Annotated in this window: 9 protein-coding genes; 6 read left to right on the forward strand and 3 right to left on the reverse strand. The window is 35.8% G+C overall.

The window, feature by feature from the left end; genetic code table 11:
- Positions 1–22 precede the first annotated feature (22 nt).
- Complete coding sequence (locus tag C8N37_RS11730) at positions 23–421, reverse strand: hypothetical protein (RefSeq protein WP_108159099.1); 399 nt, start codon at positions 419–421, stop codon at positions 23–25.
- 451 nt (positions 422–872) lie between these two features.
- Here C8N37_RS11730 and hemA point away from each other — a divergent pair, with 451 nt between their 5' ends.
- The 6 genes from hemA (at position 873) to C8N37_RS11760 (ending at position 9835) form a co-directional block, all read left to right on the forward strand.
- Positions 873–2114 (forward strand): glutamyl-tRNA reductase, encoded by a 1242-nt coding sequence (hemA, locus tag C8N37_RS11735; protein WP_108159100.1) that lies wholly within the window; start codon positions 873–875, stop codon positions 2112–2114.
- A 132-nt stretch (positions 2115–2246) separates the two neighbouring features.
- The gene (gene hemC / locus C8N37_RS11740; RefSeq protein ID WP_108159101.1) at positions 2247–3839 is read left to right on the forward strand and encodes a hydroxymethylbilane synthase; all 1593 of its coding nucleotides are present in this window, start codon (positions 2247–2249) and stop codon (positions 3837–3839) included.
- A gap of 50 nt (positions 3840–3889) precedes the next feature.
- A complete protein-coding gene (gene hemB, locus C8N37_RS11745; RefSeq protein WP_108159102.1) occupies positions 3890–4861 on the forward strand; it encodes a porphobilinogen synthase in 972 nt (323 codons plus the stop codon).
- A 176-nt stretch (positions 4862–5037) separates the two neighbouring features.
- A complete protein-coding gene (gene hemL / locus C8N37_RS11750) occupies positions 5038–6369 on the forward strand; it encodes a glutamate-1-semialdehyde 2,1-aminomutase (protein ID WP_108159103.1) in 1332 nt (443 codons plus the stop codon).
- A 60-nt stretch (positions 6370–6429) separates the two neighbouring features.
- Positions 6430–7251 (forward strand): hypothetical protein, encoded by an 822-nt coding sequence (locus tag C8N37_RS11755; protein WP_045754937.1) that lies wholly within the window; start codon positions 6430–6432, stop codon positions 7249–7251.
- Between the two features lie 226 nt (positions 7252–7477).
- Positions 7478–9835, forward strand: a complete 2358-nt coding sequence (locus C8N37_RS11760; protein WP_108159104.1) for a hypothetical protein — start codon at positions 7478–7480, stop codon at positions 9833–9835.
- Between the two features lie 410 nt (positions 9836–10245).
- Here C8N37_RS11760 and C8N37_RS11765 read toward each other — a convergent pair whose 3' ends face one another.
- Both C8N37_RS11765 and C8N37_RS11770 read right to left on the reverse strand, forming a co-directional pair.
- On the reverse strand, positions 10246–11634 hold the full coding sequence (locus tag C8N37_RS11765; RefSeq protein ID WP_108159105.1) for a discoidin domain-containing protein: 1389 nt from the start codon (positions 11632–11634) through the stop codon (positions 10246–10248).
- 13 nt (positions 11635–11647) lie between these two features.
- Entirely contained in the window at positions 11648–13411 is a 1764-nt protein-coding gene (locus C8N37_RS11770) for an alkaline phosphatase family protein (protein WP_108159106.1), read from the reverse strand.
- Positions 13412–13416: the final 5 nt, after the last annotated feature.

Here is a 13416-nt window from a genome sequence, read left to right on the forward strand (position 1 = left end):
GGAAAATTTCCAAGCTTATTTTTTATTCTTCAATTTGTTTGAGTTTCTTAACACTAAGCAATAAGAGGATGACGCCAACTAAATACACAATCCATCCCCAACGCATGTGCAAAGATTTGGATAGTAAACGATCTGCAAATCCCCATCCGAAGTAATTATTGATTTTAAAATACACTGCGGATATACTGATCAAGTACCAAATGCCTAAGACACGTGTCATCCAACTGTACGCTACTAACTGCCTTACAAAAAAAAGCAAACCCGTCACTCCTATCAGCATATAGGTAATAAAAAACAAGGCGGCATCGGTCTGATAAAGATTCCAATTTCCTTTAATAGGCACTTTCAGCATGGGTAGCATTCCTGCTAAAAGACACAATATCAAACCTGATAATGCTAGGTTTTTCCTTATGATAATCATAATATACAAATTAATATGCAGCAAAAATAATCATCTACTCGTTCAGTTTTAATATTTATTTGCTAAAAATTAATCCTTGATACCAATCTTGGTGTTGCCTAAACTCGACCTCATTTCATACTCGATACAAACTTTCCACAATCTAAGCGTATTTTAGTACTAGAATTGAATATTTCAGCTGAATCACAACAAATATGGAGGTAAATACAGTTGATCAGATGTTGCTGATACCGTTTTTATTGTGTGATCTTGCGCATATATGCATATGCTAAATATGATATTCATCACATAATTTTCATACTACACGGATAAGTAAATAAAAATCAATGATTTAACATTAATTTAACGTTATTTGTAATCGTTCTAAATTCAGCTGTTTGACAGATTTTTGACATATGGCAAAAGCTTTTAAACTACATTTGCAGAGTTAAAATTAATCGAGGGTATTGCTTTGAAGAATCTTAAGGTATTAGCATTCACACATAAACACGTAGAACTTAAAGACTTAGGTAATCTTGTTATTTGTAATGAGGAATTAGAGAGTAGACTAATGAATCTAAAACATAACTTAGATATTCCTGAGGTTTTTTACATTGGTACTTGTAATCGTGTTGAATTTGTGTTTTATGGTGCTCATGACCTGACAAATGAATTCATTGCACAGTTTATGGAAAAACTCAATTTCTGTGTCCCTCAAGAAAGATTACAATGCTATTTAGGTCAAGTCAACAAATATGAAGGCATGGATGCTTTAAACCATCTTCTTCGTATGTCTTGTTCCCTAGAAAGTTTGGTCGTTGGTGAAAAGGAAATTCTAGCTCAAGTACGTCGTGCTTATGAGCGCTGTAAAGAAGCAGGTTTTACAGGTGATTTTCTTCGTTTGCTGATGGATCGTCTTGTGAAAACAGCAAAAGAAGTTTACACATTTACAAAAATTTCTAGAAATCCTATTTCTGTTGTTTCTTTAGCTTATCGCAAATTAAAAGAGATTAAGTCTGTTGAAAATCCAAGGATCTTGATCATTGGCTCTGGAGAAACGAATCAAAATTTGGCCAAGTATTTTCAAAAGAAACAGTCCAGCAATTTTGTAATTTTCAACCGCACAGTTGAAAATGCGGAGAAATTAGCTACTGAATTAAATGCGCAAGCTTACCCGTTGTCGGAATTGATCAACTATAAAGGTGGATTTGACATCTTGATTACTTGTACTGGCGCTACAACAGCCATTATTGACAATACCTTGTACCAATCTTTATTAAATGGAGAAGTCGATAAGAAGATCATTATAGATCTTGCTATTCCAAACGATATCGATGCTGAAGTTTTGGCTAAAAATGCTGTTCATTATATTGAAGTAAGTTCACTGCAAGCTATTGCAAATAAAAATATTGAGGATCGTTATAGTGAATTGTCCAATGCTGAAAAAATCATAGCGGATAATATTCAAGAATTTTTACCGATCATCAAACAAAGACGTGTTGAAGTCGCTATGCGTCAGGTTCCACAAAAAATTAAAGAAATCAAATCTGTTGCATTAAATGAAGTTTTTGCTTCTGAGGTTCAGGCTTTAGATCCAGAGGCACGTGATGTACTTGAAAAGATTATTAATTACATGGAAAAAAAATACATCAAAGTTCCCATGGTCATGGCTAAAGAGATATTAGTCAAGGTGAACGAAAATGGTGTAAATTAACTTCTCTTTGCTCTTAAGGCTCTTTTTTTCATTACATTCGGATTTATTCTGACAGTTACGTGTCATCAAATCAATACTATTTATTTATTTTTGCTTATCTTAATTATTAAAATAAGGTAAAGTATATAGATTGTGAATAGAAAACTTATCATTGGTACTCGTGGAAGTGCACTTGCGTTATGGCAAGCAAACTTCATCAAAGATCGTCTCGCTGAAATTGGCATAGAATCTGAATTAAAAATCATCAAAACTCAAGGTGATATCATTCAACATCTTCGTTTAGATAAACTGGAAGGTAAAGGTTTTTTTACCAAAGAATTAGAAGAGGAATTACTTCAGGGAACTATTGATTTAGCTGTTCACTCTCATAAAGATTTACCAACTGTCAATCCTCCAGGATTGATTATTGCTGCCGTTTCTGACCGCGAAAATCCAGCTGAATTATTAATCATTCATAAAGATTGTGTTGATATTAAGAAACGTCTTTCATTAAAGCATAATGCTACTGTTGGTACTTCTTCCAACAGACGTAAGGCACAACTTTCTGCTATAAGACCTGACCTTGAATTTGCTGATTTACGTGGAAATTTACAGACACGTATGCAAAAATTAAGGGACGAGCAATATGATGCTATCATGCTAGCAAAAGCTGGTATTTCACGTATTGATATGGATATTTCAGATTTTCATATTGAAGAGATACCTCCTGTTGAATTGGTCCCTGCTCCTGCTCAAGGTGTATTGGCGGTTCAAATTCGTGAACTAGACGAGGAATTATTTCAAGCACTGCAACCCATCAACAATGAAGAGGTACAAAGAACAATTGCAGTTGAACGCAAGGTTTTAAATCTCTTTGATGCAGGCTGTCACGCTCCATTAGGAGCTTATTGTCGTAAGGTTGGTGATACATACGAAGCTTGGACTTCGATTGCTGATACGAGTGATGAATTTCCTGACCGTTTTTATGTGAAAGGAAATGACCCTTTACTATTACCAGAAATTATATTTTCTAAGTTTGCGAAAGACAGAAAGCTTCCAAGTTCGGTTTTCATTAGTCGCGATTTAGATGAAAACTCTTATCTGTCTCGATTCTTTGCTAAACATAATATTCAAGCAGATGCACGCTCTTTAATTAAAATATTCCCCATTATCAATAAATTGGATCCGTTTATCTTAAAGCATGTGGATTGGATTTTCTTTGGCAGTAAAAATGGCATCGAGCATTTTTTCAGCTTGGAGCCTCGCTTAAGTAAAAAGACAAAAATTGCAGTTGTAGGTCGTGGTTCAGAAGAAACATTACGAAAATTTGATCGTGTGGCTGATTTTTCTGGTGAACAGTTCGGGATTAATATGGAAGAAATCGGTGCTCATTTTGCTGCATTGGCAAATGGTGGTACCGTTTTAATTCCTCGTGCTAAAGGATCTTTAGAAACAATTCAGAAAGCGCTTAGTCCAGAAACTAAGGTGATCAATATGCCTGTATATGAAACTGTACTTGAGGACAATGTCAATGCTACCAGTGCTGAGGTCTTAATATTTACAAGTCCGAGCAATGCGGAGGCGTATTTTGTCAACAATTTAATTGAACCAGAACAACAAGTCATTTGTATCGGTCGCTCTACTGCTGCGATATTTGATGAAATGGGACTTTCCTATACCCTTCCTTACTCACCCGATGAGATAGGATTGGCGGAAGCTATATTTGGATTAGATTATTCTTCATAATACGATTGGAAGAGCATGCGTTCTTCCAATCTTCTTTAAATACATATATCATGTTACAACGTCCGAGAAGAAATCGTAAATCTGCTGTGATTCGCGATATGATTCAAGAAAACCGTTTAAATGCGGGTAATCTAATCTTTCCACTCTTTATTGTAGAAGGGCAAAATCAAAAAACAGCAATTTCATCTATGCCTGGTATCTATCGTTATTCGATTGATAACTTATTGCGTGAGATCGAAAGCTGCATGAAACTGGGATTAAATTCATTTGATTTGTTTCCAGCTGTTGAAGAGTCTTTGAAAGATAAATTCGCAACTGAAAGTTATAGAAAGGGCACTTTATATCTTCGAGCCATTGAAGAGGTTAAAAAAAGCTTTCCTGAAGCTTGTGTGATTACTGATGTTGCGATGGATCCATATAGTTCAGACGGTCACGATGGTATCGTCGAGAATGACGAAATCTTGAATGACGAAACATTAGTTGTTTTAGGGAAAATGGCATTAGCCCATGCGCAAGCTGGTGCAGATATTATTGCTCCCTCGGACATGATGGATGGCCGCATTGGCTTTATTCGTAATATTTTAGATGAAAATGGATTTACAAATGTATCCTTGATGTCTTATACCGCAAAATATGCTTCATCATTTTATGGTCCATTTCGTGATGCCTTGGGTTCTGCTCCTAAAAAAGGGGACAAAAAGAGCTATCAAATGAATTATGCTAACAGTAGAGAAGCATTGATCGAAGCTCAACTTGATCTGGAGGAGGGTGCAGACTTTTTAATGGTAAAACCTGGTTTGCCTTATCTGGATATCATTAAATCATTGCATGATAACTTTGATCTACCCATTGCTGCATATAATGTTTCTGGCGAATATGCGATGATCAAAGCTGCTATCGGTAATGGCTGGCTGCAAGAGACAGCTATACTGGAAACGTTAATGAGTTTCCGCCGTGCAGGTGCTACAGCAATTTTAACGTACCATGCCAAAGAAGCAATAGAAAAAGGTTGGATTAAATAAACAACTTTAGATATCACAAATAAAGCCCAAGTGCAATGCTCTTGGGCTTTATTTGTGATATCATCATAGATGATTATAATGATCTATACCGTGTTTATTATTATGCTATTCCTTACACTGAAATGAGAGATTTTAGTAAATAATTGGATACTTTTGTAGTGTAAAAATGAATCAATATGACACAACAAAATAGCGCTCACACGAAAACTGCCGATATTTCTAGAGAAAAGTCTGCTCAACTTTTTGAAAAAGCGAAACAATATTTTCCTGGTGGAGTAAATTCTCCTGTCCGTGCTTTCAAATCTGTATATGGTACTCCTTTATTTATTGAAAGAGGAGATAAAGCTCATATCTGGGATGCGGATGAAAATGAGTTTATCGATTTTTGTTGTTCTTGGGGTCCTCTTATTCTAGGCCACAACAATGATCAAATTCGTGAGGCTGTAACGGCACAGTTGAGCAAAGGCTTAAGTTTTGGAGCGCCTACTGCTTTGGAAAATGAATTGGCAGAATTGATTATTTCAAACAATAGATTTATCGAGAAAATTCGTTTTGTAAGTTCGGGAACAGAAGCTGTTATGTCGGCAATACGTTTGGCTAGAGGCTATACTAAACGTGATAAAATCGTAAAATTTGAAGGTTGCTATCATGGTCACTCGGATTCTCTTTTGGTAAAAGCTGGATCTGGATTGGTTACTTTTGGTGAGACTTCTTCTGCTGGTGTACCTAAAGCATTTGCCGATGAAACTATCGTGATAGCATTAAATGATCAGGAAGCGTTGGCAACTGTTTTTGAACAATTTAAAGATCAGATTGCTGCTGTTATTATTGAGGGGGTTCCTGCCAATAATGGTCTTTTACTTCAAACAAAAGAATACATTCATTATTTAAGAGAGATCACCAAACAAAATGGGGCTTTACTCATCTTTGATGAGGTTATTACTGGTTTTCGTTTAGGTTTTGAGGGTGCTGCAGCCTATTATGAGGTACAACCCGACATCATCACTTATGGTAAGATTATTGGTGGTGGTATGCCAGTAGGTGCCTATGGTGCCTCTCAGGAACTGATGAGTTGCATCTCTCCAGATGGTGCCGTATATCAAGCGGGAACTCTTTCTGGCAATCCTGTTGCTATGGCTGCTGGAATAGCAACATGCAAAATCTTAACACAGCCTGATTTTTATAAAAACTTGAATGCAACAACTGCTTCTTTTGTTTCGGATATTCGTAACTACATCGAGGAGAAAAAATATGAAGTAAAAATCTTTACGATAGCTTCTATTTTTTGGTTTGCTTTTACGGATCAAGATGCCATCTTAAAAGCGAGTGAAATCGACCCTAATTCGATGGATTTTTACAAAAAAATGCACCGCGAATTATTAAACCGTGGTATCTATTTCGGTCCTTCAGGTTATGAAGTTGGCTTTATTTCTCATGCGCATACGGATGCTGATTTAGCTACAGCTAAGGAACATATTTTTGCCGCGTTGGATTTAGTTTTTGGATAATTGTAAACTTTTTCATGATTTAACTGTTTATATTTATTGTAAGATCAATACATAATAATTATGAAAAAAAATATCTTAAAGTCTGCTGTAGCTGTTTTAGCTATCACGGGAACACTAGCTTCATGTCAAAATACCGCAACTAAAACAACTACGGGACAAGATTCTATTGTATCGCATGATACTACTGCTCATACAGAAATTACAGTAACACCTGTCGCAGACTCAAAAGCATTCCCTGGTGCAGATCTAAAAGTTGCATCAATTACTTCTGAAAAGGTGGGAACAGATTCGGCAAAAGTAATGGTAAAATATACTGTTAGTAATTTTAAACTAACAGAGCAAACGGCTCATGATCATCATATGGCTAATTCACATGATGGTCAGCATATCCACTTTATTTTGGACAATAAGCCATATGCTGCTCTATATAAACCTGAACATACGGTGACCGTAGCATTGAATTCTGAGCATTATCTGATGTCATTCTTATCTCGCTCTTATCATGAGTCGATTAAGACAACTGAGGCATCTAAGTTGGTCAAATTTAAGGTTGATAAAGATGGTAAAGTGGTGCAGGATGCTGCAGTTACGGCTCCTTCGCTGTTCTATAGTCGTCCAAAAGGTGAATATAAAGGGGAGGATACAAAAGTATTATTGCTAGATTTTTTCTTAGTTAATACGACTTTAGCTGCTGATGGAAACAAGGTACTAGCGGATGTAAATGGAAAACAATTTACATTAGATAAATGGGGTCCTTACGAAATCAAAGGTTTACCTCTTGGTGATGCGAAAATAAAATTGTCTTTAGTTGATAAAGATGGAAATGCCATCACGGGAGATAATGTTTCTATAGAGAGAGATATTAAATTATTAGCACAATAGACTCCATCAAATAAAATTAAAAAGCTTCGAAATATTTCGAAGCTTTTTTTGTTTTTAAACTATTTTTTGCAATCTGATTTTAAGACATTTAGTCGAAAAAAAAATGAAAATATAACGGTAATTATGATTTAAAATATAAGGTTATTTTATCTCCTGTTCTCGATAAAATTGACGCTAAAATCAGTATATTTAAGAAACCTTTATTAACTTAATTATCAGCTGCAATATGCGTCGTATACTTCTATTTTTTCTATTTTTATTCCTTGTAAAAACAACTACAGCTCAACAGCATCCAGCGATCTATATACACACCGATCGAGATTTCTATTTCCCAGGTGATACCGTTTGGTTTAAGGGTTATGTCATTGACAATGGATTTCTCTCGGCAAGTACGCTCAATTTATATATTAAAATTGCCGAAGAAAATGGTCAAACCTATCAACAATCTGTTGCTTTAGTTTCCAAAGGCATTACAGCTAGTCATTTTGTCGTTCCTGCTACTTACCCAGGGCAAGAATTATTTATAAATGCTTACACGAAAATGATCGATTGCCCTATTCAAACTTGCTATTTTAAAAGGATCGGAGTTCTTCAAATTGACAGCAATCATGCATCTCTAACCACAACGGCCAAATCTTCTTCTGATCAAAACTACCAGATCAATATCTCGCCTGAAGGTGGTGTTCTCTTATCCGAAATGGAAAATCAACTTATTATCCAATCTCATGATGGACATGGTTATCCCACTGTTGCAAAAGGAAATCTGATTCAAGAAGATGGAAAGTCGCTCACAACATTTGAAACGGATAGTGCGGGATATGCACAGATTAAATTTACTCCTCTCAGTGGAGCTAAATATATAATCACATGGATAGCTGAAGATCAGCAAGAACGGAAAAACAAAGTTCAGGAATCTCAAATGGGTGCTAAAGTGAGTATACAGTCAGCAGCAGATAAAACAACGATTCAGCTCATGGGTAATTTGCCCGATCAACAGGTGATGCTGCATGCTAAATTAGGAAAACGAACCTTATTTCAACAAGAATTTACGTTGACAAAAGATAAAAAAATAAGTATTCCCTTAAAAAACGAAGATCTTGAATATGGTATTTTACAAGTGACTGTACAAGATCATACAGGACAGACTCTGTCTAAGCGAAATCATTTGCTAGGTGAAAAAACAATGCTATTGGAACCTGTTGTAAAATTAGAGAGAGGATCTGGTGAAAAATCTGGTAATAAATTAGCAATTACTCTTCCAGATCTTGGTGAGTCTGCCGATCTGTCCATCTCCGTGACTGCTATTGAAGTGCCCATTGATAGTTCAACCAATATTTTCACGGATCTTTACCTTCAACCGATGGCTCAAAAAAATCTGATACAACCGTTTACGCTTTGGCAGCATAGCAAGGATAAAGATTTATTTATACAAATGCAGGAATGGGCAGATTTAAATTGTCCAATCGACGAGTCTATCACTAAGGATAGTTTATTGATGCTCAAAGGGCAGATTAAAATGGATAAAAATCGATGGGCAGGATTTTATAAGAATTATCAAGATATTTTAAAAAAAGAACCTAAAAAAAGAGGTGCTACTTTTGGCTATCAAGATTTTACAGCTTCTACGATGCAATATTTGGAAATAGATTTTGACGCTTTAGGTCGATTCCATATCCCGAACTTGATTGTCTTTGATTCAATGGATACCAAATTTAACCAAATTTATAGAAAGCTCCAATTTGAACCCTTCCATATTACTTATGAATTTATCGATCCAACTATTGCTCATCGTCCTTTCTTTATTCCTCCGGGTTACACACCTTCTAAACAACATGCAGCCTGGGAAAACAAGAAATGGGAGGCCAATCCTCATGTTACCGTCGACGCTTCGGGTAAAAGGGTATTACAAACGGTCACTATAAATAGAGATCGTAAACAGCGGGAAATTGATCGATTAGAACGTAGGTTTTATACTGCGGGTATCCCAACGAACGTGAAGCCTGATCAGGTGCTTGTGCCCTTATTGGATAGTCTCGTTTTAAAAAGATCCCAAACTCTTGAGGATTATCTTTTTAATAATATCCGAACAAAAAGGTATGAAGTATATCTAAACGGTAGGTATATCAAAGAATTGAGTCCTGACTCGATTTCAAATATCAAAGCTGATAAGTTTTACGGTGATCATATTTCCTTCTTAAACGAAGATATTGTGAACTTTCCTTATATTAAATTTTACAGCACATTTGCATTAGCGAAAGGTAGACCTGCCGTACTTATTTATCAATCTGCTCCTCATGAAGTGAATAAAGATATTGGCAAAGCTGTGGACGAGCAAACTATAATGGGTTATCTACCAGTCAAACAATATGCTGTTACTACGTACGAGACAGTGGCTAAGAAGTTTTCATCTGGATATGACGAGCGTACTACCCTATATTGGAATCCCTTTGTTACTATTTCTGCTGGAGAAAGTACAGCTGAATATACCTTTTTCAATAATAGCAAAGCAAATGGTTACTGCCTGACCATACAGGGCATCAGCAATAGTGGAAAGATTATTTACTACAGAAAGGTATTTAGGTAATCCTATTTTTGTGTTTCATTATCAACTTTAAAGAGCGATCATAGAGTGCTGTATTTTCAACTCTATGATCGCTTAAAAAATTAAATCCGCTGGACTAGTTAGAACCTTTCACCGAGCTAGAAAATCTTGTTTGATCGGTACATGAACAAATTTCCTTTACTAAATCTCAATTATTTAGAAAATGTTACTTAAGAATATGAGGAACAATGGAATACGTGTCATTGGGGGCTACTCTTAAATCTTCAAAAAAGAAACGACTAAGGTGTTGATTTTCGTGTACAAATTGATCCTTCTCGTAATCAACATGAATTGTTTAGGTTAATTTACACAGAAAATCAGAAGGAGTTATTATTTAAATAAAGAAGGGGTTAATACTTGGTAATACCCCTTCTTTATGTATAAAAGTTTGCTTATTTTCTATATGCTCTAAATTCTGCTAAATGTGTACTTGTGGCAGTAGACGTATATGGAGCAGTCATGGTAATTCTAACATATTGTGCATTGACAGGAGTAAACGCATAATCTTGCCACGCAGCAGGACTATCTGCTGAGTTAAAGGTTAAATTTTGGTTGACTGTCGTCCAATTCTGGCCATCCACTGATACTTCAATATTAAAGGTTTTAAAACCACCTGTAGCATTATTATGCCTTCTAATCATACCAATTTTTGAAAGAACTTCTACTTTGCTGAAGTTGATCGTAAACGAATGTGGGTAAGGTACTGATGGGCTGTATTGAGAGTGCCAAAAAGTTTCAATATTACCATCAAATAAAGCAGGAGTTCCACCACCATCACCGCTCTGTGTGCTGGATGCAGTGGCTTGCCATCCTGTTTTAGCAATTGGGGCATAAAGGTCAAATGTTTTTTCAGGAGAAATACCACCTTCACTAGCAACAGTTGCTTTCATTACTCCTCCTCGACCTGCTACATCAAGTTTCAATGAACCCGTAGCACTTGTACTGCCAACTACGCTTGCTGTCTTAGGACCACCTGCCCCCTCAAACGTATAGGTAACATCAATGGGATCGCCTGTATTATTTACCCAGTTTAATACCACATTATTTCCATCATACGAGTAATTCAGGGTTGGCACAATCAACTTGTAGACCAACATACCTGGTGCGATTTGATTCTGTGTTGTTAAATTTCTCCCCCAAAGCTCATCCTTTAAATTTACCGAAAAATCAATAATCTTTGTTTCATCTACCAAATTTTCAACGAGTACAGTATCCATTGTATTCGCATTGAAGACTTGTTGCACCTGCTTTCCATTGAGCAGATATGAAATCGTACCCGGTATAGCTCTATCGGAAGTTTTAGGAAAAATAAACGACACGCCTCCAGGAATAGGATTAATAAGAACACTATTCATCTTGTAATCGGCTTCAAAAGGTCGAGGACTCAATTCTGTCTTCGTAACTTTGGACGGTGTTCCATCAGCTGTAAAGTATTGTAAAGCGAATTCATAATTTTTGACTTCCTTCAAATTGATAACGACAGGGTCATCAAATTTTGTAACATCTAACACTTTCTCAGCTCCATCATCGGTATACTTTACCTGTGCCTTCACTACACGGTCGCTTAACTCAGGCCAATGGATTTCTATAGTCTGATTGAATGCAGATACATAGGTTAAATTTGTTGGTCTTGCTGTCGGTCTATTTTCAGATACTTCAATCTCCGTATTTGCATTTTTTGGAAAAACCAATTCCTCTTCTTTACATCCGTGTATAGCCAGCATCATTCCTCCTAGGAGTATGAAGTGACGGATTGTCAATTTACTTTTTATTTTCATCATGACGGATTAAAATTTATGGCTTTAAAAATTCGACTTCATACTTATTCAAAAATACTTGGCCTTCTAAATTCCAGTCTTTCTGTGTTTGTAATTCCATCCAATAAAATATTTGAGTATAAAAATCTGTTGACTGGACAAATACTGCATTATTTCCCAGATCACAAGGTTTTACTTCTGATACACTTCTACCACTAAATGCTCCAGATAATTGCATGTTACTTTTGCCGGCTATTTCATTGGTAATTTCTCCAGTGGATGTCGGATTCATTTTCCAAAATCCTTTTAAATTCGCACCAAAAGATGATTCACCAATATTACCAGAATAACAAATAAAATCTCGTATTTCTTGTTGACTGTATGCTTTATTGAATATATGAACATCTGAAACATCAAAATCTACTAAATCATATGAAATCGCAGGACGATAGCCAAAAATTAGGGGATCATTTGTTCTGATATTGTTAATATTCATACCTGATGTAGTTGTTTCTTGTGCTAATGTTCCATTATTAAATATTTTAATATTCACTTTATCTGGAGCAATGGCTGTTATAACGGAGGTCATGGTATACCATTCTCCATTAACTTTTGGAGCCTGACATGAAGCAATTGTGGTTCCGTCACTAATTCTTACTTGAATATCACCACCAAATGTGTAATACATCCACCCAGGTGTAGCTGTGCTGGTATTGGAGTCTTTTCCAAAAATACCCGAATACCAATAATTATAAGTATTGGGCTGATAGGTAGAGGATATTATGGTATTATTCAAGTTAAATCTAAATCTTGTAGAAATAGTCAATTCTTTAGATGTGGATAGATCATAATCACTTGAATTGCCTAAGTTTTCACTTACGGCTCTTACTCCGAGCGGTTTATTATCAGTACCATCATATCCCCATAAGCGTACATAACTCATTGCTTTCCCTGTTAATTCGGCTTCTTTAAAACTTGGATTGGCAAAAATTGCAAATGTATTACGTTCGGCATCTGATTTTCCACCATAAGAATTTCCAATACCACCGTGATTGGATGTAATAATAATTAACCAATCTTCATAATCATAATTTTTTCGTGCTTTAATCGCATCTAAAATATTACCAATATATCCATCAACTTTATTTAAAGCGTCTGTATATGTTGCATTTTCGACGGAAAATCCATTTTCTATTCCAGCATCCAACACGCTTTTAAATTGAACAATCATGAGATCTTGATTCTTCTTTTCTAATAAGTCTATCACTTGGGTTTTCACTCCCTCGTCTGTATTCGCATCATAAGTTTCATCGGCGCTGACCAATAACTTATCATTTAAACTAGCTGTTCTCGAAACCACAGCGGTTTTGGTATTAGGTGCTATCGTTGCAATTCTGTAGAGTATAGAAGGGTATCCTACAGCATTTTCATGCGGATGATTCTCGTCAGGTTTTGGAATATAGCTATCATCGTCTATACCATGATTGGCATAAGATACACCACTCATCATGGACATCCAGGAAGAAGCATCCCCAGTATTTTCATCTGCGAAAGCATTGAATGTATATTTACTTGTTTTTAGTAAATTAGTAAGATTTGGAGGTAACTTCTTTTTAATCTCCTGCCCCACAGCTCCATCTATAGAAATAAATAGAACTTTACGTTTAACAGTTTGTTCTCCTTCTTGTTCATAATCTTCATAAATAGCAGGAGGATTTTCATATTTTGTACAACTGCTCCATAACATCAAGATTCCTAATGCACAGATAACGGTTTTTATTCGGTTAAAATTTCTTTTCATAACGA

The organism is Sphingobacterium faecium (genome assembly GCF_003054045.1).
In the GTDB taxonomy this organism is placed as follows: domain Bacteria; phylum Bacteroidota; class Bacteroidia; order Sphingobacteriales; family Sphingobacteriaceae; genus Sphingobacterium; species Sphingobacterium faecium.

Coding starts and splice junctions, on each gene's coding strand:
- C8N37_RS11730 (WP_108159099.1), bottom strand. CDS start 421: ATGATTATCATAAGGAAAAACCTAGCATTATCAGGTTTGATATTGTGT.
- hemB (WP_108159102.1), top strand. CDS start 3,890: ATGTTACAACGTCCGAGAAGAAATCGTAAATCTGCTGTGATTCGCGAT.
- hemL (WP_108159103.1), top strand. CDS start 5,038: ATGACACAACAAAATAGCGCTCACACGAAAACTGCCGATATTTCTAGA.
- C8N37_RS11755 (WP_045754937.1), top strand. CDS start 6,430: ATGAAAAAAAATATCTTAAAGTCTGCTGTAGCTGTTTTAGCTATCACG.
- C8N37_RS11760 (WP_108159104.1), top strand. CDS start 7,478: ATGCGTCGTATACTTCTATTTTTTCTATTTTTATTCCTTGTAAAAACA.
- C8N37_RS11765 (WP_108159105.1), bottom strand. CDS start 11,634: ATGATGAAAATAAAAAGTAAATTGACAATCCGTCACTTCATACTCCTA.
- C8N37_RS11770 (WP_108159106.1), bottom strand. CDS start 13,411: ATGAAAAGAAATTTTAACCGAATAAAAACCGTTATCTGTGCATTAGGA.